The organism is Sphaerisporangium sp. NPDC005289 (assembly GCF_040607455.1).
Classification (GTDB): domain Bacteria; phylum Actinomycetota; class Actinomycetes; order Streptosporangiales; family Streptosporangiaceae; genus Sphaerisporangium; species Sphaerisporangium rhizosphaerae.
Genome location: NZ_JBEXGS010000018.1, coordinates 161,091 through 183,135, shown reverse-complemented (window position 1 = coordinate 183,135; position 22,045 = coordinate 161,091). Strand labels below are relative to the sequence as shown.

General features: G+C 74.5%; 16 protein-coding genes, 1 tRNA gene and 2 pseudogenes. 10 read left to right on the top strand and 9 right to left on the bottom strand.

Annotated elements, in window-relative coordinates; translation table 11 throughout:
• From ABZT47_RS28250 to ABZT47_RS28220, 7 genes and pseudogenes are all read left to right on the top strand, one after another.
• A partial coding sequence (locus ABZT47_RS28250) for a carbamoyltransferase C-terminal domain-containing protein (RefSeq protein ID WP_354848386.1) occupies positions 1-762 on the top strand: 762 nt, incomplete at its 5' end.
• Between the two features lie 207 nt (positions 763-969).
• Positions 970-1,728: pseudogene (locus tag ABZT47_RS28245) on the top strand (transferase); the annotation flags it as partial.
• Positions 1,725-2,279: pseudogene (locus ABZT47_RS28240) on the top strand (glycosyltransferase family 9 protein); the annotation flags it as partial. The pseudogenes ABZT47_RS28245 and ABZT47_RS28240, both read left to right, overlap by 4 nt.
• Before the next feature lie 32 nt (positions 2,280-2,311).
• The gene (rfaE2, locus tag ABZT47_RS28235; RefSeq protein WP_354848383.1) at positions 2,312-3,721 is read left to right on the top strand and encodes a D-glycero-beta-D-manno-heptose 1-phosphate adenylyltransferase; all 1,410 of its coding nucleotides are present in this window, start codon (positions 2,312-2,314) and stop codon (positions 3,719-3,721) included.
• Positions 3,722-3,754: 33 nt separating this feature from the next.
• On the top strand, positions 3,755-4,435 hold the full coding sequence (locus ABZT47_RS28230) for an SDR family oxidoreductase (protein WP_354848380.1): 681 nt from the start codon (positions 3,755-3,757) through the stop codon (positions 4,433-4,435).
• Between the two features lie 12 nt (positions 4,436-4,447).
• On the top strand, positions 4,448-5,392 hold the full coding sequence (locus tag ABZT47_RS28225) for a glycosyltransferase family 9 protein (protein WP_354848377.1): 945 nt from the start codon (positions 4,448-4,450) through the stop codon (positions 5,390-5,392).
• Positions 5,386-6,330, top strand: coding sequence for a UDP-glucuronic acid decarboxylase family protein (locus ABZT47_RS28220; RefSeq protein WP_354848375.1), 945 nt, complete (start codon positions 5,386-5,388; stop codon positions 6,328-6,330). The genes ABZT47_RS28225 and ABZT47_RS28220 overlap by 7 nt, the downstream gene beginning before the upstream one ends.
• A 63-nt stretch (positions 6,331-6,393) precedes the next feature.
• Here the strand turns inward: ABZT47_RS28220 and ABZT47_RS28215 are convergent, their stop codons facing one another.
• Both ABZT47_RS28215 and ABZT47_RS28210 read right to left on the bottom strand, forming a co-directional pair.
• Positions 6,394-7,761, bottom strand: a complete 1,368-nt coding sequence (locus tag ABZT47_RS28215; protein ID WP_354848398.1) for a PP2C family protein-serine/threonine phosphatase — start codon at positions 7,759-7,761, stop codon at positions 6,394-6,396.
• 48 nt (positions 7,762-7,809) lie between these two features.
• Positions 7,810-8,745, bottom strand: a complete 936-nt coding sequence (locus ABZT47_RS28210) for a PrsW family glutamic-type intramembrane protease (protein WP_354848372.1) — start codon at positions 8,743-8,745, stop codon at positions 7,810-7,812.
• A 270-nt stretch (positions 8,746-9,015) separates the two neighbouring features.
• Between ABZT47_RS28210 and ABZT47_RS28205 the strand changes: the two genes are divergently transcribed.
• Positions 9,016-9,258, top strand: coding sequence for a hypothetical protein (locus ABZT47_RS28205; RefSeq protein WP_354848369.1), 243 nt, complete (start codon positions 9,016-9,018; stop codon positions 9,256-9,258).
• A gap of 87 nt (positions 9,259-9,345) precedes the next feature.
• Here the strand turns inward: ABZT47_RS28205 and ABZT47_RS28200 are convergent, their stop codons facing one another.
• Positions 9,346-9,939: a DUF5709 domain-containing protein gene (locus ABZT47_RS28200; protein ID WP_354848367.1), complete on the bottom strand. Its 594-nt coding sequence runs from the start codon at positions 9,937-9,939 to the stop codon at positions 9,346-9,348.
• On the bottom strand, positions 9,936-12,188 hold the full coding sequence (locus tag ABZT47_RS28195; protein WP_354848364.1) for a SpoIIE family protein phosphatase: 2,253 nt from the start codon (positions 12,186-12,188) through the stop codon (positions 9,936-9,938). Before ABZT47_RS28195 ends, ABZT47_RS28200 begins: the two co-directional genes overlap by 4 nt.
• 286 nt (positions 12,189-12,474) lie before the next feature.
• On the opposite strand from ABZT47_RS28195, the gene ABZT47_RS28190 reads away from it, so the two are divergent.
• Entirely contained in the window at positions 12,475-15,993 is a 3,519-nt protein-coding gene (locus ABZT47_RS28190) for a WD40 repeat domain-containing serine/threonine-protein kinase (protein ID WP_354848361.1), read from the top strand.
• A gap of 25 nt (positions 15,994-16,018) precedes the next feature.
• Here ABZT47_RS28190 and ABZT47_RS28185 read toward each other — a convergent pair whose 3' ends face one another.
• The 3 genes from ABZT47_RS28185 to ABZT47_RS28175 form a co-directional block, all read right to left on the bottom strand.
• Positions 16,019-17,413, bottom strand: coding sequence for an ABC transporter substrate-binding protein (locus tag ABZT47_RS28185; RefSeq protein ID WP_354848359.1), 1,395 nt, complete (start codon positions 17,411-17,413; stop codon positions 16,019-16,021).
• A 10-nt stretch (positions 17,414-17,423) separates the two neighbouring features.
• The gene (locus tag ABZT47_RS28180; protein WP_354848356.1) at positions 17,424-18,440 is read right to left on the bottom strand and encodes a hypothetical protein; all 1,017 of its coding nucleotides are present in this window, start codon (positions 18,438-18,440) and stop codon (positions 17,424-17,426) included.
• Positions 18,441-18,515: 75 nt separating this feature from the next.
• Complete coding sequence (locus ABZT47_RS28175) at positions 18,516-19,853, bottom strand: cytochrome P450 (RefSeq protein ID WP_354848353.1); 1,338 nt, start codon at positions 19,851-19,853, stop codon at positions 18,516-18,518.
• Between the two features lie 111 nt (positions 19,854-19,964).
• Between ABZT47_RS28175 and ABZT47_RS28170 the strand changes: the two genes are divergently transcribed.
• Positions 19,965-21,062: an alpha-hydroxy acid oxidase gene (locus ABZT47_RS28170; protein WP_354848350.1), complete on the top strand. Its 1,098-nt coding sequence runs from the start codon at positions 19,965-19,967 to the stop codon at positions 21,060-21,062.
• A 111-nt stretch (positions 21,063-21,173) separates the two neighbouring features.
• Here ABZT47_RS28170 and ABZT47_RS28165 read toward each other — a convergent pair whose 3' ends face one another.
• Positions 21,174-21,728 carry a sigma-70 family RNA polymerase sigma factor gene (locus tag ABZT47_RS28165; protein ID WP_354848347.1) on the bottom strand — a complete coding sequence of 185 codons (555 nt, stop codon included), beginning with the start codon at positions 21,726-21,728 and terminating at the stop codon, positions 21,174-21,176.
• Positions 21,729-21,920: 192 nt separating this feature from the next.
• A tRNA-Lys gene (locus ABZT47_RS28160) sits at positions 21,921-21,997 on the bottom strand.
• Positions 21,998-22,045: the final 48 nt, after the last annotated feature.

Here is a 22,045-nt window from a genome sequence, read left to right as displayed (position 1 = left end):
ACCCGGCTGCTGACCGAGGGCCCGTTCCAGGACATCTGGGTCCAACCGGCCGCCGGGGACTCCGGCACCGCGCTCGGCGGCGCGCTGCACCTGGCGCGGGCGTGGGGCGAGCCCGCCGCGCCGATGACCGGCGCCGACCTCGGCCGGGGATGGACCGACGAGGAGCTCGCGGCCTGGCTCGAGGTGGCCCGCGTCCCGCACACCCGGCCCGCCGACCTGGCCGCCGCCGTCGCCGCCGAGCTGGCCGCCGACCGCATCGTGGCCTGGTTCCAGGGCCGCTCGGAGTACGGCCCGCGCGCCCTCGGCCGCCGCTCCCTGCTCGCCCACCCAGGACGACCCGGCAACACCGAACGCCTCAACGCCGTCAAAGGCCGCGAACAGTTCCGCCCCATCGCCCCCATGGTCCTCGCCGACCGCGCCCACGAGATCTTCACCCGTGGCCCGATGGCGAGCCCGTACATGCTGTTCGTCCATGACGTGCGCCCCGAATGGCGCGACCGCATCCCCGCCGTCGTCCACGTGGACGGCACCGCGCGCATCCAGACCGTCGACCGCACCCGCGATCCGCTGCTCGCGCGGCTGCTGACGGAGTTCGACGCCCGCACCGGCGTGCCGGTGGTGGTCAACACCAGCCTGAACACCGCGGGCCGTCCCATGGTGGACGATCCGCGCGACGCGCTGGAGTGCTTCGGCTCCGCCCCGGTGGACGTGCTGGTCCTCGGCCCCTACCTCATCCGCAGGAGCGGGGTGTTCGCCTCGTGATCACGGTCGTCGTGCCCACTGTGGGCCGCGCCTCGCTCGCGGCCACGCTGGCGGCGGTCGATCCGGACCTTCCGGTCATCGTGGTGGACGATCGCCCGCTGACGTCCGGGGCCGAGCCGCTCCGGACGCGGCCGGGCGTGCGGAGGCGGCCGGGGTCCCGCCGCGGCCCGCAACACCGGCTGGCGCGCGGCCACCACCCCGTGGGTCGTCTTCCTGGACGACGACGTGGTGCCCTCGGACGGCTGGGGCGAGGCCCTGCGCGCGGACCTCGCCGGCCTTCCCGCCGACGTCGGAGCGAGCCAGGCGCGCCTTGAGGTGCCGCTGCCGGCCCACAGGCGTCCCACCGACGCCGAGCGCAACACCGCGGGCCTGGCCGGCGCCGAGTGGATCACCGCGGACATCGCCTACCGGCGTGCGGCGCTGGAGGCCACCGGTGGCTTCGACGAGCGGTTCCCCCGCGCCTACCGCGAGGACGCCGACCTCGCGTTGCGCGTGCGTGCGGCGGGATCGCGGCTGGTCAAGGGGGAACGGGTCACCCGTCACCCGGTTCGCGACGACGGTTTCTGGGCCAGCGCGCGCTTCCAGAGGGGCAACGCCGACGACGCCCTCATGCGCCGGCTGCACGGCCCGGGCTGGCGCTCGGCCATCGGCGGCGCCCCCGGCCGGCTGCGCCGCCATGCCGTCACGACCTTCCTCGGCGTACTGTCCCTGGTCCTGGCCACGGCGGCCGTCCCGCGCCGCGCCACGGGGCCGGGCGGTCTGATCGGGCGGGGTCGCCGGCTAAGGACGGCGGCCGTGGTGGCGGGGGCGGGGTGGGCCGCCATGACCGCCGAGTTCGCCTGGGCGCGCGTCTCCCCCGGCCCGCGCACTCCCAGGGAGATCGCCCGCATGGTCGTCACCAGCGTCGCCATCCCTCCGCTGGCCTGCGCCCACCGCCTGCGGGGCGAACTGAGCGTGCGGCGGTGACCGGCACGGCCCTGGTCGTGCGGTCCGACAACGCGGGCGACGTCCTGCTCGCCGGCCCGGCCATCCGGGCCGTCGCCGCCAGGGCGCGCCGCGTCGTCCTGCTCACCGGCCCCCAGGGCCGCGCCGCCGGGGAGCTGCTGCCCGGCGTGGACGAGGTGCTGGAGTGGGACGTCCCGTGGATCTCCGCCGATCCCCCGCCCGCGGCCGAGGAGCACACGGCGCGGCTGGTCGGCGCGGTCCGCGCGGCGGCCCCGGCTCAGGCGCTGATCCTCACCTCCTTCCACCAGTCGCCGCTCCCCATGGCGCTGCTGCTGCGGATGGCGGGCGTGCCGCGCGTCGCCGCGATCAGCGGCGACTACCCCGGGTCGCTGCTCGACGTCCGCCACGTCGTGGACGAGACGGTGGACGTGCCCGAGGCCGAACGCATGCTCGGCCTCGTCCGGGCCGCCGGGTTCGAGCCACCCCCTGGCGACGACGGAGCGCTCGCGGTGCGCCGGCCGCTGCCGCCGGTCGACCGGCTCACCGGCCCGCCCGGCTACGTGGTCCTGCATCCCGCCCTGACGCGCCGGCGCCGGTCGTCGAGGTGACCGCCGAGCACGCCAGGCCCGGCGGCGCCGGGCTCGCCGCCCTGCTCGCCGCCCGCGACGGCGCCGAGGTCGTCCTGGTCACCGCGATCGGCGACGACCCGGCGGGCCGCCGTCTGAGAGGTCTGCTCGCCGGCCACGTCGAGGTGCTGCCGCTGCCGCTGCGCGGCGCCACCCCGTGCAAGACGCGGGTGCGGGGCCGCGGCCAGACCATGGTCAGGCTGGACACGGGCGACGGCCGCGCGCCCTGCCGTCCCGCCGAGGCCGGCGCGCCGGACGGCCGCGTCGCCGCCGTGCTTCATGACCCGCTGCGCGGCCGCGTCGCCGCCACGCCGCACGACCTGCCACATGACCTGCTGGGTGACCTGCCGGGTGACCTGCCGGGTGACCTGCCGGGTGACCTGCCGGATGACCGCGTCGCCGCCGTGCTGCGGGGGGCGCGTGCCGTGCTGGCGTCCGACTACGGGCGCGGGGTCACCGATCTGTACAGGGACGTCCTGTCCACCCTGGCCGGGCCCGTCGTCTGGGACCCCCACCCGCGCGGCGGCCCTCCGGCGCGGGGATGCGCGCTGGTCACGCCCAGCGAGGCCGAGTCCCGCGTCCTGTGCGAGCTGCCGTACTCCTCGCCCGGGCAGGCCGCGCGCGACCTGGCCGAGCGGTTCGGGGCGGCGGCGGTGGCCGTGACGCTGAGCGGCAGGGGCGCGGTGCTGGCCGCGCGCGGCGGACCGGCCGTCCAGGTGCCCCCGCCCAGGACGGTCACCGGCCAGGACTCCTGCGGGGCCGGCGACAGGTTCGCGGCGGCCGCGGCGGCCGCCATGGCGGACGGCGCGACGGTCCGGGAGGCGGTCACGGCCGCGGTCGCCGCCGCCACCGCTTTCGTCGGACAGGGCGGCGCGTCGGCGATCCGCCTCCCGGCCCCTCGGGTCCGCATGACCGTGGCCGCCGGCGAGGCCGGGACGGAGGCCGAGGCGGTGGCGGCGCGGGTGCGGGCGGCGGGCGGGACGGTCGTCGCCACCGGCGGCTGCTTCGACCTGCTGCACGCCGGGCACGTCAGCCTGCTGCGCCGCGCCCGCGCCCTCGGCGACGCGCTGATCGTGTGCCTGAACTCCGACGCGTCGATCAGGCGGGTGAAGGGCCCGGACCGGCCGGTGGTCGCCGAGGCCGACCGCGTGGAGGTGCTGCGGGCCCTGGGGTGCGTGGACGCCGTCCTGGTCTTCGACGAGGAGACTCCGGTCGCCGCCATCGAGCGCCTGCGGCCCGCCGTATGGGTCAAGGGCGGTGACTACCGGGGGCACGACCTGCCCGAAGCCGCCGCCGTGCACCGCGCCGGCGGCGAGATCGTGATCCTTCCCCTGGTCCCCGGCCGCTCCACCACCGGCCTCATCGCCGCCGTGCGCGCGGCCTCCTAGAGCCCGAACGACCCGATCACCGAGGAGGACCTGGTGCTGGGAAACATCTTGATCACCGGAGGGGCGTCCGGGCTCGGACGCGCGACCGCCGAGGCCGTCGCCAAGGCGGGCGGGCGGCCGCTGGTCGTGGACGTCAACGCCCCCGACAGCGGCGTCGACCACGCGATCGCCGACCTCGCCGACCGCGCGCAGGCGGAGCGCGCGGTCGCCGAGCTGGCCGAGCGGGCCGGCGGCATCGACGGGGTCTTCACGGCGGCCGGCATCGACGCCTGCGGGCGGCTCTCGGACGTGGCCGCCGACCGCTGGGAGCGGGTCATCGCGGTCAACCTGCTCGGCACCGCCTCGGTCGTGCGGGCCGCACTGCCGCACCTGCGGCGCCCGAAGGGCCGCGTGGTGACCGTCGCCTCCACCCTCGGCCTGCGCGCCGTGAGCGACGCGACGGCCTACTGCGCCGCCAAGTTCGGCGTCGTCGGCTTCACCCGGGCGCTCGCCGCCGAGCTGGCCGGGGAGGTCGGCGTCACGCTGCTGGTGCCCGGCGGCATGCACACCCACTTCTTCGACGACCGCGACGAGCAGTACAAGCCGGGGCCGGACGCCCGGCTGAACGACCCCGAGGAGGTGGCCGCCACCGTGGTGTTCGCCCTGACCCGGCCACCGGGCTGCGAGCTGCGCGAGCTGGTCGTCTGCTCCTCCACCGAGACCTCCTGGCCCTGAGCGGCGGGCGGGATGGCACCGGTGCTGGTGGCCCTGCGCGGGCTGGGACTGGGTGATCTGCTCACGGCGGTGCCCGCCCTGCGCGGGCTGCGGCGCGCCTACCCCGGGCACCGCATCGTCCTGGCGACGCCCGCGCCGCTGGCGGAGCTGGTGCGCACGATCGACGCCGTGGACGATTCAGTGGACGTCTCCGGCACCGGCCCGGTCCCCGTCCGCGCGCCCGACATCGCCGTCAACCTGCACGGCAGCGGCCCGCAGAGCACCGCCGCGCTGCTCGCGACCTCCCCTGGACGCCTGCTCTGCCACGCCCACCCCGACCTGCCGCAGGTGCAGGGCCCGCCGTGGCGGTACGAGGTCCACGAGGTGGTCCGGTGGTGCGCCCTGCTCGGCTGGTACGGCCTGCCCGCCGACCCGGGCGACCTGGCGCTCCCCCCGCCGTCCCGCCCTCCGACGGTGCGCCCGGACGAGGCGGGCGGGTACGCGGTGGTCCATCCCGGGGCGGCCTTCCCGGCCAGGCGGTGGCCCCCGGACCGGTTCGCCGAGGTCGCGGCATGGCTGCACCGGGCCGGGCACCGGGTGCTGATCACCGGGGGTGACGCGGAACGGGACCTGGCCCTGCGGGTCGCGGCCCTCGCCGGGATCCCGGAGCGGCGGGTCCTGGCCGGCCGTACGGGCATCGGCGACCTGGCGGCCCTGGTCGCCTCGGCGCGCCTGGTGGTCTGCGGCGACACCGGCGTGGCGCACCTGGCCACCGCGTACGCCACCCCGTCGGTCGTGCTCTTCGGGCCGACGCCGCCCCGGCTGTGGGGGCCGCCCGAGGGCGGGCCGCACATCCCGCTGTGGGCCGGCCGGTCCGGGGATCCGCACGGCGGCACGCCCGACCCGGGCCTGCTGCGCATCAACGTCCGGGACGTCCTCGACGCCATCGCGACCTTGCTGAAGGGACATCCATGGTGAGAACCGTCGTGACCGGAGGCGCCGGATTCCTCGGCTCCTATCTCTGTGAGCGGCTCCTGGAGCGGGGTGACGCCGTCGTGTGCATGGACAACTTCCTGACCGGCTCCCCGGAGAACGTCGCGCACCTGCTGGAACGCCCCGCGTTCCGGCTGGTGGAGTGCGATCTGACCGGGTTCGTCCACGTGAGCGGCCAGGTGGACCAGGTGCTGCACTTCGCCTCTGCGGCCTCGCCCATCGACTACCTGCGCCATCCGATCGAGACGCTCAAGGTGGGCAGCCTCGGCACCCTGCACGCGCTCGGGCTGGCCCGGGAGAAGGGCGCCCGGTTCGTGCTGGCCTCGACCAGCGAGGTGTACGGCGACCCCCTGGAACACCCGCAACGCGAGACGTACTGGGGCAACGTCAACCCGGTCGGCCCGCGCAGCGTGTACGACGAGGCCAAACGCTTCTCCGAGTCGCTCACCACGGCCTACCGCAACTCCTACGGCACCGACACCGCCATCGTGCGCATCTTCAACACCTACGGCCCCCGCATGCGGCCCCACGACGGCCGCGCCATCCCCACGTTCATCCGCCAGGCCCTCCACGGCGAGCCGATCACCGTGGCCGGGGACGGACGGCAGACCCGTTCGGTCTGCTACGTGGACGACACCGTGGAGGGCATCCTCACCCTGGCCGACAGCGACTTCGCCGGACCGGTCAACATCGGCAACCCCACGGAGATGTCCGTGCTGGAACTGGCCCGGACCATCCGCGATCTGGCGGGTTCCTCCTCGCCGATCGACTTCGTCGACCGGCCGGTGGACGACCCCGGCGTCCGGCGCCCGGACACCTCGCTGGCGGCCGAGCGCCTCGGCTGGCGGCCCGAGGTGGAGGTGACCACCGGGCTGCGCCGCACCATCGACTGGTTCGCCGAGCGCCTCATCGGCACCCGCTGACCTGCCACGCCCGCGCGCCCCGGCCGCGGCGCTCGAACGCGCGGTGCGGCCGGTGGGCGCCTGTCAGGCCCGCAGTGCGAGCCGGCGGGCGCCGCCGCCGCGCCATTCGGCCAGCAGCACCGTGGCGTCGTCCTGCAACTCGCCGCTGTGGTAGTCGAGCACGTTGCGGATCAGGCGGCGCAGGGTCTCGGGGACGGCGAGGCCGGCGGCGTTGTGCCGGATGATGAAGTCGACGAAGTGGTGCAGCCCGAACTCCTGCCCGTGCCGGTTGCGGGCCTCGGTGATGCCGTCGGTGTAGAGCAGCAGCCGGTCGCCCGGCTCCAGCTGCTCCCGGCACAGGGTGACGGGAATGCCGAGGTCCAGGCCGAGAGGGTGGGACGGCGGGCACTCCAGGGTGGAGGTCCAGCGTCCGTCCCTGATCACCACAGGAGGGTGGTGCCCCCGGTTGACCCACGTCAGCAGGCCGGTCGTCAGGTCGAGATGCGCCATGATCGCGGTGACGAAGCGGACGCCCCTGCCGAACTCCTCGATCAGGACGCGCTCGACGTTCTCGCTGGTCTCGACGAGCCCCGCGCCCTGGCGGCGGTGGTTGCGGCAGGCGGCCACGGCAAGGTTGGCGGTGAGCCCGGCGGAGGTGTCATGGCCCATCGCGTCGAAGATGGCCAGGTGCACGACGTCGCCCGCGATGGCGTAGTCGAACGCGTCGCCGCCGATCTCGTACGCGGGCTCCAGGACGGCGCCGATCACCATGGTCTCGTTGGCGAACGTGAGCGGCGGCGTGAGGTTCCACTGCATCTCGGCGGCCACGTTCATCGGCCTCCTCCGCACCAGCCGGGCGTAGGAGTCGCTGTAGGGCCGCTTGCTGATCACCAGGAGCGCGACCAGCGACGCCAGGGACTCGGCGGCCTCGCGGTAGGCGAACCCGGTCTCGCGCGGGAGCTCCTCGGCGGCGGCGTCCGTGGCCTCGTCGCCGTAAGACGGGGCGTCCCGGGGATCGCGCGTGGCGGCCCGGATCACACCGAGACGCTCGACGCCGTCCAGCATGGGCACCCAGAGGATCGTGCCGCCGCCGGGCGCCTCGGACGACAGTATCCGCGTCTCCTGGAAGACCCGGCCCGCCAGCGTCCCCTCGACGCTCAGCTCGGTGACCTCCTCGGTGCCCGGCTCGCCGGCGAACATCTGCCCGCCGGCCATCTCGTCGGTGCCGGCCGTGTCGCCGGTATCGGCCTTGTCCTTGGCGGCGATCTCGCCGAGGGCGGTGAGCGGGCGCAGCACGTTCTGCTGCAGGTCGGCCAGATAGATGCGCACGTCGTACAGGCCCGCGCGCGCGGCGTGCTCGGCCACCAGGGCCGGAATCTGTTCCAGGGCGGCGAAATGGGCGTCGTCGAGCAGGCGGACCAGCATCTCCGCCGTGCCGTCGCGCCGTTCCATCACGCGACCGACCGTATCAGGCGCCGGCGCGCCGCTCCGGTGAGCGGGTCATCTCGGCGGAGACCCCGTGGGGACGCGGAAGGCCGGCGGGACGCGGCCCGGGCGGCGGGTCGAGCGCCACAGGCCGAGCAGCCAGCCGACGCCGGCCAGCGCTACCACGGCCAGACCGGCCCAGTACACGATGGTGAACGACCGCAACTGCGCCTCGCTCGGATCGGGGATGAAGCCCCGGGTGAGCAGCACCAGCTCGCCGGGCGTGCTGGTGAGCACCAGCGTGACGATCAGGGCGATGGAGTGCATCGAGTCCCACAGCGCGTGCAGCGCCGAGACGCCCAGGTAGGTGAGCACCAGCCGGCCGGTGATCAGGAAGTGGTCCCTGGTGCTCGCGCTGAACAGCACGCCGCCGAGGATCGCCGTCCACAGCCCGTGCCCGACGGGGGCGAGCAGCCCGCGCAGCACCTCGGTCTGCACGAGCTGCATCAGCGACAATCCTTTGACCGTGAACAGCGCGGTGAAGGCGTACCCAGCCGACTCGAAGGCGGCGAACCCGAAGCCGACCGCCGCGCCGAGGATCATGCCGTCCCGCACGGACTTGACGGCCAGGCGGCGGGTGAGGAAGGCGAGGGCGAACAGCTTCACGGCCTCCTCGATCAACCCGACCCCCGCGAACAGCCATGCCGAGGGGCGCAGCAGGTAGGACTCCAGCACCGAGGCCCCGAGCACGCCGAGCACACCCCCGGTGAGGAAGGTGCTGAACACCAGCGTCGGGGTCAGCTCCCCGGTGTCACGGCGCTCGAAGGCCCACACGACGAAGGTCACCGGCACCAGGAAGCTGCCGAGCAGCACGAGGGTGGGGATCAGGTTCGGGTTCCCGGTGAGGAAGGTGATCGCCACCGTCAGCAGCCACAGCACCAGCCCGGTCAGCAGAATGCGCACCCATGGCCGGCGCGCGGACGTCCTCGCCTCGGCACGGGCTGCCACCATGGCTCCTCCTCCAGCAGGACCGGAGTGTCCCAGGGTCGGCCTCTACCCTGCCCTGGAGGCGCCAACCGCTGGCCTCTGGCGATGAAACCGCAGGTGGAAGGGGATGCGCAGTGTAGCCGCGCGTCGCGGGGGTAGGCAAAGAGGGGGTTCACGCGACGATTCCACGGCCCGCACCGCGCCCGCCCGGCACACAGGGTCCACGGCGGCGACGCCGGCAGTCGTCCCGGCCGGAAAAGGGCCGGAGCCCGCCGTGGATGTACGGGGGACGACATGAGCACATCATCCGGCAAGGAGCGGTCCGGGCACCTCGAGCAGGAGGAGTCCGGGCACGTCGAGCGCGACACCGGCGGGGCGTCCGGCGCGCCGTCCACACCCGCCGAGGAAGGCTCCGCGGCGGCCGGCGGCGTCCCGCACGGGATGCCCTTCGGCTCTCGCGCGAGCGAGGGCGAGACGGAGATCAGCGACGCCGAACGGGAACGCCTCAAGGAACTCAACCCGGACGACTTCGAATGACCGAGCCCAGGGCGAGAAGGCACCGCCTTCTCCCCTAGTGCACCACGTCCGGTGCTCGTCCTGGTTCGGACGCGGGCCGGTGGGGGGTCACTCGGGCTCCACCCGCATCGCGGCCTCCTCGGCGGTGTAGCCGCCGCCGTCCGGGCCCACCTCCTCCGCGATCAGCTCGGCCTCGGTGTCGCCCCGGACGCCCTCGTCCGGCTCGACCAGGCGGCCCGCGCGGCGCGGCTCGTCCCACACCGTCCCGGACGGCTCCTCGGGCTGGGCGGACCAGTCGTCGTCGAGGTCGTCGTCGGGCTCGAAGCGGGTGTCGAGGTCGGAGCCGACCCCGAGGCCGTTCTCGGCGTCCTCATCGGACGGCGGGCCGTCGGGGATCTCCGGATCCAGGCCGCGCTCGTCCAGGCCGCGCTCGTCCACGCCTCGCGTGCCCGTCGCGGCCTCCTGCTCGCCGACGCCGAACACCGGCTCCTCTTCGGGGACCTCGCGCCGCAGCCGGCCCTCCAGGGACTCGCCCTGGCTCTGCTCCTCCATCGTGGTGCCGAAGTCGTCCACCCCGATCGGCCGGTCCCCCGGCAGCGGCGCCTCCTGGGGATCGACCGCCCACTGCTGCTGCGGGGTGCCGTCCTGCAGGTCGGGGATCCCCTCGTCCTCGAACCGTGAATGCGGGTCACGTGCGTTCACGACCGCGCCCCCTCTCCCCCTGGCCGGGTCACCTGCCGGCGATCATCATCTGCCGCATCCGGCCCTACCCGCCTCCGCGGCCCGAAACATGGCGACCCGGCCCCGTGGCCGGTGTCCAGGTCCAGCCAGACCGTCTTGCCGCGGCCGCTCGGCGAGTTGCCCCACGTCGTGGCGAGCCGGCCGACGATGATCAGGCCGCGGCCGTGCTCGGCGACCGCGTTGGTCTCCTCGGAGGCGGTGATCGGCGAGGGCACGGCGGGATGGGGGTCGGTGTCGCGGACCTCCAGGTGGACCCGGTCGGGATACTCACGCAGCCGCACCTCCACGTCGCTGTCGGCGTGGATGAGCGCGTTGGTGACCATCTCCGAGGCCATCACCTCAAGGTCGTCGGACAGCTCGTCCAGGCCCCATTCGCGCAGGTGGCGCCGGACGAACCTGCGGGCGGCCCCGACGCCCTGCAGGTCGTGCCGCTGGATGGCCATGCGGTCGATGCGGCGGCGCTCGCCGCACGGGTCGCCCTCGTAGCGGGCGAGCAGGACGGCGATGTCGTCGCGGCGCACCTCGTGGTCCGGCGCGACGGCGATGAGACGGTCGGCGAGCCGCTCCAGGGAGGCGTCACCGGGCTCCTCGACCGATGCGAGCAGGTCGCGGGCCCCGAGCACCGGATCGCCGGTGGCCGACTGCGCGAGGCCGTCGGTGTAGAGCATCAGCAGCGAGCCCTGGCTCAGGGGGATCTCGGCCGTGCGGTGCGCCCCGTCGAGCGGGACCCCCAGCGGCACGTTGGGGGGGACGTCGGGCACCGTGACCACGCCGTCCGGCCCGCAGACCAGCGGCACGGGGTGGCCGGCGAGCGCCACCTCCGCGACGCCGGCCTCCGGGTCGATGCGCACGACGCAGCAGGTGGCCAGCAGGTCGGTGTCGAGGTCGGCGAGCAGGGCGCTGGATCTGGCGAGCACCCCGGCCGGGCTGTGCCCCTCGGCCGCGTAGGCGCGCAACGCGCTGCGCAGCTGGCCCATGATCACGGCGCTGTCGATGTTGTGCCCCTCGACGTCGCCCACGATCAGGGCGATGCGGCCGCCGGGCAGGCAGAAGGCGTCGTACCAGTCACCGCCGACCCCGGCGGAGGTGGGGGCCGACAGGTAGCGGGCGGTCGTGACCACCTGCGGCAGCTCGGCCAGCGTGCGCGGCAGCAGCCTCTTCTGCAGCCCCTGGGCGAGGGCCCGCTCGTTCTCGCCGAGCCGCGCCCGCTCCGTCGCCAGGCCGAGCTGACTGGTCATCATCAGCAGGACGGCGCGCTCGCCGGCCCCGAACCGCCGGGGCCGGTCGAAACCGAGGATGAGGGTGCCGACCGGCGCGGCGCTCGGGCCGATCGGCAGCACGGCCATGGACTGCAGGCCGCCGGCGGTCGTGGACGGATAGTCGGAGCTCAGGACGTCGTCACCGGTGAAGAACAGCGGGTCACGGTTGCGGATCACGTCGGTGTAAGGAGTGGACCGGGTGAGGGGGACGTCGTGGATCTCCTCCGCCAGACCCACCTGGCAGCCCGTCTGCCCGGCCAGCCGCAGCCGGCCCTCCGCGATCGTGGCCAGCGCGAAGCAGCAGGCGCCGAAGGGCGCCATCACCCGCTGCTCGGCCGCGTGGATGATCTCCGGCAGGCCGCTGGCCTCGTTCAGCATCGCCGAGAGCTTGTACACCTGGTACATCAGCGACATGCCGAACGAGCCGGGGATGCCGGGCAGGCCCCACTCCCGCTCCTGTGCGACGCCGTCGTACAGCGGCATGACCACCGGGGGGCGGTTGGCCCTGATGGACGCGCCCCGCTCGCCCAGGCGGGCCAGGTCGCGGCTCAGCGAGGCGCCCATGCCCCTCAGGCGGAGCATCTCGGCGTCGGGGAGCCGATGCCGGCGAGGAGGCACCCACGCCACGGTGAGCGTCCCGATCGGGCTCTCCTCGGCGATGAGCGGGACCGCGACCACCGAGTAGGCGAAGGGGACCAACGGCAGCAGCCGCGCGGCGGGGAAGCTCGCGTCCGTGGCGCCCACGCTCACCGGCCGCCCGGTGCGGTAGGCCATCGCCGTCGCGTACGGCCCGTCCACCGACATCCGGTCGGGCATGGTGAAGATCGCGGGCGGGGCGCCGCAGATCACGGTCGCCGCCAGGTGCCGCCCCTCGTCGTCGGGCAGGTAGACCGCCCCCGAGTAGGCGTCCATGTCACGCACCGCCCGGCTCAGGGCCGCGCCGATCAGCACGTCCCGCCCGGTGCCGGCCGTCGGCGGGACATGAGGGACGTGCCTGCGGTCTTCGAGCGTGGCCCGCTCCCTTGCTCTGCTGCGCGAGGACGCCCGCGCCTGGTCGGTGCTCTGGCGCGATCCGGTCCCGCGGGCGGTCGTGCCCCGGTTCCGCGTTCCCGCCGGGCGTACAAACCACACTCTATCGGCGCAGGTCAGACACCCCACAGCGCACCTGCTGCGAAGGCGGCGAACCACGTCGCGATGCGACGCGTCCAACGCCCTGTACGGACGGCGAGAGGACACCATGGCGCAGGGGCTCGTGAACGGCGATCCGCAGAGGGTGGGCGGATACTGGCTGGCCGGCCGGCTCGGGGCGGGCGGGCAGGGCGTGGTGTACGAGGCCTATGACGCCGAGGGCTCCCGGGTGGCGATCAAGGTGCTGCACGGCCACTCCGCCGACGACGCGGACTCGCGCGAGCGGATGCGCAGGGAGACGGCCGCGGCGCAGCGGGTCGCCTCGTTCTGCACCGCCCGCGTGCTGGCGGCCGACATCGCGGGCGAGCGGCCCTACATCGTCAGTGAGTACGTCGAGGGCCCCGACCTGCGCAGGGCCCTCGCCCGGGGCCGCCGGTTCGCCGGGGGCGACCTGCACCGGCTGGCCACCGCGATCGCCACGGCGCTGGCGGCGATCCACGAGGCGGGCGTCGTGCACCGCGACCTCAAGCCGGACAACGTGCTGCTCGGCCCGGACGGGCCCCGGGTCATCGACTTCGGCATCGCCCGCACCCTGGACATGTCGCTGACCGCCACCGGCCAGACCGCCGGCACCCCGACGTACATGGCGCCGGAGGTGTTCGGCGGGACGCGCGCCGGGATGCCGGCCGACGTGTTCGCCTGGGGGGCGATCGTGCTGTTCGCCGCGACCGGCGCCGATCCGTTCATGGCCGACAACATCGGCGCGGTCATGCACCGGGTCCTGTCGATCCATCCCGACCTGGACGTGCTCCCCCCGTCGCTGCGCGGGCTGGTGGGCGCCGCTCTGGCCAAGGACCCCACCGCCCGGCCGACCGCGCCCGAGCTGTTGCTCGCGCTGGTCAGCGGGGACGGGCGGCTGGACATGGCGCGGCTGCTGGTGGAGGGCACGCGCACCGCCGGCGGCATGTCCCGGCGGCCTGCCGGGGACCCCTCGCTCGGCACCATCGCCGAGGAGACCTACGAGACGCTCAGCCCGGCCGACCGCGAGCTCGTCCCGGAGATCTTCCTGCGCCTGGTCACCGTCGGCGACGACGGCGAGCTCCTCGCGCGGCGGGTCCCGCGCGAGGAGATCATCGGCGGGCGTCCGGCTCCGGAGGCCGAGGCGGTCGAGCGCGTGCTGGGCGCGTTCTCCTATCTGGTGCGCGCGGGCGCCGAGGAGGTGGCCTTCACCCGTCCCGCCCTGCCGCACGCCTGGCCGCGCATGCGCGGCTGGGTCAGGGCCGACCGCGACGGCCTGCCCGCGCACCGTGAGATCGCCACGGCCGCGCGGCGGTGGCACCTGCAGGGGCGCAAGGAAGGCGAGCTGATGCAGGGCGGGTCCCTGGAGCGCGCGCTGGGCTGGGCGGCCACCGGTCGCCGCCACATCACCCTCACTCCCGTCGAACGCGACTTCCTGGACGCGGGGGCGGCGCTGACCCGGCGCAGGGCCCGGCGCGGCAGAGTCGTGACGGCCGTGATGGCCGTGCTGCTCGTCATCGCCCTGGCGGCGACCACGGTCGCGGTGTGGCAGATCAGAGTGGCCGCGGCCCAGCGCGACGAGGCCGAGGCACGCCGGATCGCCGTGGTCTCCGAAGGGCTGCGCGGCACCGATCCCGTGCAGGCGATGCTGCTCAGCGTGGCGGCCTGGAAGCTCAGCCCGGTTCCCGAGGCGAGGGCCGCGCTGACCGGCTCGCTCGCCCAGCGCGAGGTGCGGGTCTTCCAGGACCCGGCCGCGGACGCGGTCCGCCGCCTCAGCGACGACGGCCGGGTGCTGGTCAGCATCTCGCGCGGCGTGGCCCGGGCCTCGGACGTCCGCACCGGCGCCCCGGCCGGCGCGGTCGTCGAGATCGGCGAGGCCGACGGGCGGATCATGGACGCCGCGGTCAGCCCGCGCGGCAGGGTGCTCGCGGTCGCCATCGAGGGACGCGACGTACGGCTGTGGGACCTGCGGACCGGGCGCGCGCTCCCCCGTACCTACCCGCTCGGCGCCGCGAGCACCCACCTGGGCGTCACCCTGACCTACGGCCGGTCCGAGCACCTGCTGGCCGTCTCGCTCGGCGAGGGCGAGACGGTGTGGAACACCTCCACCGGCCGCACGTCGGCGGGCGGGATGTGCTGCGGCGCGATCGCCACCCCCGACGGCACGGCCGTGATCAGCGCGGGCCCGCAGAGCACTCCCGTCGTTCGCACCACGGTGCCGGGCGGGCGGGACACCACCCTGATGGCCTCGTGCCCGCAGTGCTGGTACCGCCCGGCGCTCAGCGAGGACGGCCGGACGCTCGCGATAGGGAACAACGGCGCCATCGGCCTTCACGACCCGGTGACGGGCGCGCAGCACGACCTGATCATGGAGGGCTGGAACGGAGGCGATCTGCGCTTCTCCCATGACGGGACGCTGCTCGCCTCGGTCGCCCCGGCCGGCGTCCAGGTCTACCGGGTCGCGGACCGCGCCCTCGTCATGGAGCACGTGGTCGCGACGGACGGGGCCCGGCTCGCGTTCGATCCCGACGGGCGCACGCTGCGCTACCTGGACGGCGACACCGTCGTCAGCCTGGACCTGACAGGTCTGTCCGGCGCCACCGCCGGTCACTGGGCCGCGATGAGCTCCGACGCGCGGATGCTGGCCTACCGCGACTCGGCCACGGGAGAGTTCGGCCTCGCCCGGGCCGACACCGGCGGACCCGCCGGCCGGCGGCTGTTCTCGACGCGCCCCGGAGGGCTCTACACCCTCGGCACCGCCTTCAGCCGGGACGGGCGGCTTCTCGCGGTGGGCGGCGACGACCCCGACGATTCCGGGATCACCGTCTGGGACACCGCCACCCGGGCCCGCCGCGCCCGGCTGACCGGGCTGGCGTCCTACCCGGACGCGATGGCGTTCGCCCCCGACGGCCGCCACCTGGCCGCCCTGGTGCGTACCGGTGAGCCGCGGACCGGTGACCAGATCATGCTGTGGGACCTGCGCGACGGCCGACGGCTGTGGCGGCTGGACCGCCAATCGGCGGCCGAGATCGGCTTCACGCCGGACGGCAGGGCCGTCGTGCTGCGCGCCGAGGACGCCCGCGCCGTCGACGTCGCGACCGGCCGCCCGGCGGGGCCCGTCACCCTGGGGGACGACGCCCGCCAGACCCGGCTCACCGGGGGCGGCGCCCTGTACGCGCTCGGCGACGCCGAGGGGCGGCTGACGCTGTGGACGCCCGGTTCCGGCGGCCCGGCGAAGCTGATCCTGCAGGGGCCCACGCGCGATGTGACCGCCGTCGCGGCCAGCCCGGACGGTCGCCTGATCGCCACGGTGCAGGGAGGCCGAACGGGTTCGGTGGCCCTGTGGGACCGCGCGACCGGGGTGCTGCTCGGCCGCCCCGTCGTCGAGCGGATCAACGCCGTCAGGGAGGTCGCCTTCTCCGCCGACGGGCGCCGGCTGATGGTTTTGGACGACCAGGGCGGCTTCGCGGTCCAGCCCATCGCGCCCGATGCGCTGGCGGCGGCCGCCTGCGCCCGCGCGGGCCGCGACCTGACGCCCGGAGAATGGGCCGCCCAGCTCCCTGGCCTCCCTTACCGCCCCACCTGCCCGTCCGCCGCGTCCCCGCGCTGAGCCGGCCCCCGCCGAGGGGGCGTGGTCAGTGGGGCGCTCGGCGCACTTGGTCGAGGTCGGCGAGGAGGGCGTCCAGCCGCCCGGGGTCGGCGATGTAGGCCAGGACCGCGTGGTCGAAGGCGGCGGCCATGGTCTGCGGCATGGAGTCGGAGGCGTCGAAGCGCACGGCGCCGGCGGCGGTGAGCGTCCCGGCGATCCGGCGGGAGAGGGCGTCGGGATAGGCGTCGACCGGGACCGACCGGTTGAGCGAGATCGCGCCGCTCGCCGGGCGCCGGATCCACGCCTCCTGGGCGGCTCGCGTCGTCAGATGGGCGAGGAACCTGCGGGCGGCGGGGGTGTCGCGGAACATGCCGAGCAGGTCCGCCGCCACCTCCTCCGCCCGTCCCTGCCCCGCACCGCTTCGCCCGCCGTCGCCCTGCCCATCCCCCTGCCCATCCCCCTGCCCGTCGCCGTCCTCGCCGTCGGCGGGGGATCCGTTCCGCTCGTCACCCGAGGGGAAGGGGATGAAGTCGAAGTCGGGCTCCCGACCCGGCGAGGCGTTCCCCCTGCCGAGGGCCTGGCCGTAGAACGCCGTGATGAACGATCCCTGGTGGTCGAGGAAGCATTCCGGGGGCGTGACGAACATCCGCGTCCCGGCCCGCCCGAAGTTGGTGAGCAGGATGCGTCCGCGATCGCCGGCCTGGGCCACGACCGACCCGAACGCCTGCCAGGCCTGTTTCACGGGCGCGGAGGTCCACGGCAGCGTCCCCGCGACCCACTGGTCGTACACCCCCGGCCCCGACCGGTGGAGCAGGAGGTCCTCGATCCAGTCGGTGCCCGGCCAGCCGGAGTTGGCGGTGTCCTCCACCCCCATACACCAGGGCCGCCCGCCGGAGGACCCCAGGCCGGACGCGACCCGGGTCAGCTCCTTCCAGGTCAGGCCGGGCGCGGTCAGCCGGATACGGGCGTCCGCGGGCAGCTTCCCGGGGGCGTACCAGATGATGCTCTTCAGAGCCGCCTTGACGATGACCGCGTAGGAGTGCCGTTCGCCCGTCGGGCCGGGGACGACGGTGAGGTCGCCGACTCCGGCGCCGTACTGGGCGCGCAGATCGGACGCCTTCAGCGCGTCGTCGACAGGACGCAGCACCCCCGCCGCGGCGTAGTCGCGCAGCTCGCCGGGCGTCGCCAGCACGGCGAGGTCGGGGGGATTGCCGTTGTGGATCTCGCTGCCGAGGACGGACCTCGCGTCGCGCGTGCCGGTGTAGTCGACGTGGATCCCGGTGGCCTGCTCGAAGCCGGCGAACATGGCGCGGAACGCCTGCTCCTCCTGGCCGGTCCACGGGCCGAGCACCGAGATCGACTCGCCGCCGCCCGACCGGCCGCAGGAGAGGGCCGACAGGCAGCAGAGGAGCACCAGCGCCGGTCCTAATCGCCTGATCATCCCGGCCTCCTCAGCCTCGGAACTCGTTGAGCCGCAGCCGCAGCCCGGCGGTGGCGAGCACGGCGACGGCGACGGCGCCGATCGGCAGGCCCGCCGTCAGCCCGCCCGAGTCCAGCGCCCGCGCCATCAGTGTGTCGAGCCGCGCCCGGGCGGGCTCGGCGGCCGTCAGGTCCGGTTCGGCGGAGGCGACGCGGGAGGCGTTCGCCCGCAGGGCGGCCGTTCCGAGGTCCGCCCGCCGGATCTGGGTCTGCCAGACCTGGCTCAGCGCCGGCAGTGCCTGCCGTTCGGCGGACCTGAACGCCTGGTGGCCGCCGTTCAGGGCGAGGGTCGTCCAGATCGCCAGAACGCACAGGACCAGGGTGGCGGCCAGCAGCGGCGGGTTGATCGTCCGCCGGAACGCGCGGGACAGGAAGACCTGGACGCGGAACAGGTGCCCCAGGAGCACGCCGGCCGCCAGCAGGGCCACCAGCGGCGTGCCGGGGTCCACCCACGGCGAGGTGTGGCTGCGCTCGATGGCGCGGCGGTTGAGCTCCGCCATGTCCTCGATGCGCGACAGCAGCCCGCCGGGGCCGTGCAGCAGGTTGGAGGAGTAGGTGAGATAGGCGTACCCGAGGTCGTCGGCGCCCTGCCGGTAACTGGCGTCGGCCTGCTCCACCAGGCCCTGGTAGGTCACCAGTTGGCCGTTGACCGCGAGAAGCGCCTGGCGGCCCGCCGTCCCGGTCGTGTCCAGCTCGGCGAGGCGGACGAGGTTCTCACCAGCGGTCGTGATGTCGTCCCGGTACCGCCGGCCGGGACCGGTGAGCTTGACCTCCCCGCCGCGGAAGCTCTGCCAGGCGGCGCGGTCGGTGTCGGACAGCGCGGCGTGGGCGGCCAGGGAGGCCATCAGCGCGGGGTTGGCCTCCTCGGCGGCCGAGGCGATCGTCGCCCGGCTGCCGAGCAGCAGTGTCGTCGCCGCCAGCCAGACCGCGGCGGTGAGCACGAGGGTCAGCGTGACCATCCGCCGTAATCGCCGATAGGTGTCGCCCATCCCGACACCCTGCACCTGATCCACTTCGGCGCACAACCCGAACGCCGCGATGGGCGGCGGCCGCGGGCACATAGGTCATCCGGCGGGTCGTCCGGCGGGCTGCGCCCGGCTCTCCTCGGCGGCGAAGTACCGGGCGCACAGCCGCAGGCGGCGGGCGTGCCAGACCATGAAGGTGCCGAGGAAGAGCTGGACGACGCTGCGCCCCACGTCCTCCCAGCGGTCGCGCACCCGCATGGCGGCCATGAGGGCCGGGCGCGGCCGCGACGGTGACGCCGCCCGCGGGGTGACCAGGCAGGGACCGCGGTTCGGCAGCGACCGGGTGTGCCCGGCCGAGGTCGCGAACGCGTAGCGGCCGAGCAACTCCCTGACCACGCCCTGCACGGTCAGCGGCGCCAGGTGCCACGCGGGGCAGGGGCGGTTCGCCGCCACCCCGAACGGGATGCAGGTCGGGCGTTCCTCCCGCCACGGGTCGAAGGTGTCCGGGTCGTGGTATCCCGAGCGCTGGTAGCGCAGGTAGTCGAAGCACAGCACCGACCCCGCCGGGATCACCGGGATCGTGGGGTCGTCCAGCATGATGTCGGCCGAGGTGACGCGGTGGGCGATCCCGAAGAGGGGAAAGATCCGGAAGGTCTCCTCGATGACGTGGGCCAGCAGCTTCTCGTCGGTCACCGCCTGTTCCTGGGTGTCCTGGTGGCGCGCGAGCATCATCAGCACGTGCGCCGTCGCCTCCGAGCTCTGCACGACGGCGGTGGTGAAGAACGTCCCGTGCAGGTACAGCGCCCGCTCCCGGCGGGAGAACGGGCCGGGCAGCTCGTGCGGCACCTCGTCCAGCACGCTTTCGAGGTGGTCGGTCAGGCGGAGCCTGCGCCGCATGTGCCGCAGGCCGGAGCACTTGAGCGCGGTCACGACGTCGTCGGCGTTGGCCACGATCATGCGGCGGACCTGCTCCGGGCACTCTCGCCCGAAGACCACCCGGTAGTACAGATCCGCCCAGACGGGCATGACCAGGTCGCGCAGCCGCACCAGGCCGATCCGGCCGGGCAGCGCCGCCTCCACGCTCCGGACGGCCAGGTCGTCGGCCGTCCGGCTCGGCATCCGCAGGATGCGGCGCGTGCAGCGGGCGACCTCCTCGTAGCGCGGCCCAGGTTCCAGGTGCTCCTGGTGCAGCTCGGGGCCCGGGGACAGCCAGTACCAGAACAGGTCCGACAGCGCCGCGCCCTTGCTGCGGCCGTTCGCGGCGGGGTGGGAGTAGAGCTGCATGAACCGGGACGGGCCTAACCGGCCGCCGGGCACGGTGATCCCCTCGGCCCCGTTGACGCGGGCGAAGATCCAGACCCGCAGGGCGACCACCGTGCGGGGCAGCCAGTACGGCAGGCTCAGGAACACGACCAGGACCGAGATGGCGACGATCATGGGTCTCCTCATCTCCGGGACCAGTTATACGAAATCAACCGATTCGCGAGATTCGTTGAATCTTCACATTAATTGTGAATCTTGGCGAGCGCCGGGACCCGTATAACCGGCATGGACCATGTCGGGACCGGCGCCGTGACGCGCGAGACGCCGCCGGTGAACCTCCGCGAGTTCGAACCGGCCGCCCGCGCCCGGCTCGACCCGGCGCACTACGACTACTTCGCGGGCGGCGCCCAGGACGAGATCACGGTGGCCGCCAACGAGGCCGCCTTCCGCCGCCGCGCTCTGGTGCCGCGCGTCTTGCGCGGCCAGGGACCGCCCCGGCTGGAGGTCACCGTGCTGGGCGAGACCGCGTCCATGCCCGTCCTGCTCGCGCCGACGGCCTTCCACCGGCTGGCCCACCCCGACGGCGAGCTCGCCACCGCCCGCGCCGCCGCCGAGGCCGGCGTCATCATGATCGCCGCGATGCTCTCCACGGTCACGATCGAGGAGATCGCCGCCTGCGGGCCGAAGCTGTGGTTCCAGCTGTACATCCAGCCGGACCTGGGCTTCACCACGTCGCTGGTCCGGCGGGCGGAGGACGCGGGCTGCCGCGCGCTCGTCGTCACCGCCGACTCCCCCGCCCTGGGGCGCAACGAGCGCGGCGACCGCAACGGCTTCCACGACCTGCCGCCCGGCATGTACTGCGCGAACATGGTCCAGAAGGGTCAGCAGGGCCGGGATGACAAGGTGCGGCAGGTCGCGCTGTCCCCGGACCTGTCCTTCCGGCACCTCGACTGGCTGCGCGAGACGACCTCGCTGCCGATCGTGCTCAAGGGCGTGCTCCACCCGGCGGACGCGCGTCTCGCCGTCGAGCACGGCGTGGACGCGATCGTCGTGTCCAACCACGGCGGCCGCCAGCTCGACACCGTCCCCGCCTCGCTCGACCGGCTCCCCCTGGTCGCCGACGCCGTACGCGGACAGGTGCCGCTGCTGCTGGACGGCGGCGTGCGGCGCGGCACCGACGTCGTCAAGGCGCTCGCGCTCGGCGCGGACGCCGTGGCGATCGGGCGGCCCGCGCTGTGGGGGCTCGCGGTCGCGGGCCGGGCCGGCGTCGAACGGGTCCTCACCCTGCTGCGGAACGAGCTGGCGAACGCCCTGACCCTGTGCGGCGCGGCCTCCCCCGGCGACGTGACCGGCGACCTGCTCGACGGCATCGACCTGAAATGACGGGAGACCTGCTCGACGGCATTGAGGTGAAGCGACCGGCGATCTTCTCGACGGCGTGCAGCGGAAGCGACCGGCGACCTGCTCGACCGCGTGGAACTGAAGTGACCGACCTCATCCCGCCTCCGGCGGCCGGTCCTCGCCGGGAACCGCGAGGCTCCGGCGCAGCCGGGCCAGGCCGCGCCGGATGCGGGTCTTCGCCGTCCCCAGCGGTATCCCCTCGCGCTCGGCGATCTCCGCGGCCGTGAACCCGTAGCCCACCGCCAGCACGACCAGCCTGCTCTGCTCGGGCGGAAGCCCTTCCAGCTCCAGCGACAGCCGCTCGGCCCCTTCGCGGTCGGCCGCCTCGGCGGTCGCGGGGGGCCGGGCGGCGATGCCCCCCGGCTCGACCGGCAGGTCGCGGCGGTGCCGGACGGCGTCCACCGCCGCGTTCCTGGTGATCGCCAGCAGCCAGGTCGCCCCGTGCCCGCGCCGCGCGTCGTAGGTGGCCGCGTGCCGCCAGGCCCGCACGAAGGCGTCCTGCGCCACCTCCTCGGCGAGCCCGGGGTCGCCCACCACCCCGAGCGCCAGTCCGTACACCCGCGAGTGGAACCTCCGCACGAACACGGCCGTCGCGTCCTGATCCCCCGACGCCATGCCCTCGATGAGCGACTCATCGGACATCTGCATGATCGCTCCGACGCGCCCGCGGCCACGCCGGTTCACCCCCATGCCGCCCGCGTGGCCCCGGCCCAGCAGGGCGAGGCTTTCGCGGTGAAAGGTTCACGTCCAGAACAGCACGGCGTCCAGAACAGCACGGCGCCGGAAATGACGATGGGCACCCCCGTCAAGTGAGAGTGCCCAGGCCACCGGCCATTGCCGTGGTGCGCCGCCAGGGACTCGAACCCCGGACCCGCTGATTAAGAGTCAGCTGCTCTAACCAACTGAGCTAGCGGCGCAGAACGCAGCTCAAGATTAGCGCACCTTGTGGACCGCTTCGTACCTGT

What these genes read in the sequence shown, in the direction of transcription:
- ABZT47_RS28225 (WP_354848377.1), top strand. Translation starts at nt 4,448, where the DNA reads ATGGCACCGGTGCTGGTGGCCCTGCGCGGGCTGGGACTGGGTGATCTG.
- ABZT47_RS28220 (WP_354848375.1), top strand. Translation starts at nt 5,386, where the DNA reads ATGGTGAGAACCGTCGTGACCGGAGGCGCCGGATTCCTCGGCTCCTAT.
- ABZT47_RS28215 (WP_354848398.1), bottom strand. Translation starts at nt 7,761, where the DNA reads ATGGAACGGCGCGACGGCACGGCGGAGATGCTGGTCCGCCTGCTCGAC.
- ABZT47_RS28210 (WP_354848372.1), bottom strand. Translation starts at nt 8,745, where the DNA reads ATGGTGGCAGCCCGTGCCGAGGCGAGGACGTCCGCGCGCCGGCCATGG.
- ABZT47_RS28205 (WP_354848369.1), top strand. Translation starts at nt 9,016, where the DNA reads ATGAGCACATCATCCGGCAAGGAGCGGTCCGGGCACCTCGAGCAGGAG.
- ABZT47_RS28190 (WP_354848361.1), top strand. Translation starts at nt 12,475, where the DNA reads ATGGCGCAGGGGCTCGTGAACGGCGATCCGCAGAGGGTGGGCGGATAC.
- ABZT47_RS28185 (WP_354848359.1), bottom strand. Translation starts at nt 17,413, where the DNA reads ATGATCAGGCGATTAGGACCGGCGCTGGTGCTCCTCTGCTGCCTGTCG.
- ABZT47_RS28180 (WP_354848356.1), bottom strand. Translation starts at nt 18,440, where the DNA reads ATGGGCGACACCTATCGGCGATTACGGCGGATGGTCACGCTGACCCTC.
- ABZT47_RS28175 (WP_354848353.1), bottom strand. Translation starts at nt 19,853, where the DNA reads ATGATCGTCGCCATCTCGGTCCTGGTCGTGTTCCTGAGCCTGCCGTAC.
- ABZT47_RS28170 (WP_354848350.1), top strand. Translation starts at nt 19,965, where the DNA reads ATGGACCATGTCGGGACCGGCGCCGTGACGCGCGAGACGCCGCCGGTG.
- ABZT47_RS28165 (WP_354848347.1), bottom strand. Translation starts at nt 21,728, where the DNA reads ATGCAGATGTCCGATGAGTCGCTCATCGAGGGCATGGCGTCGGGGGAT.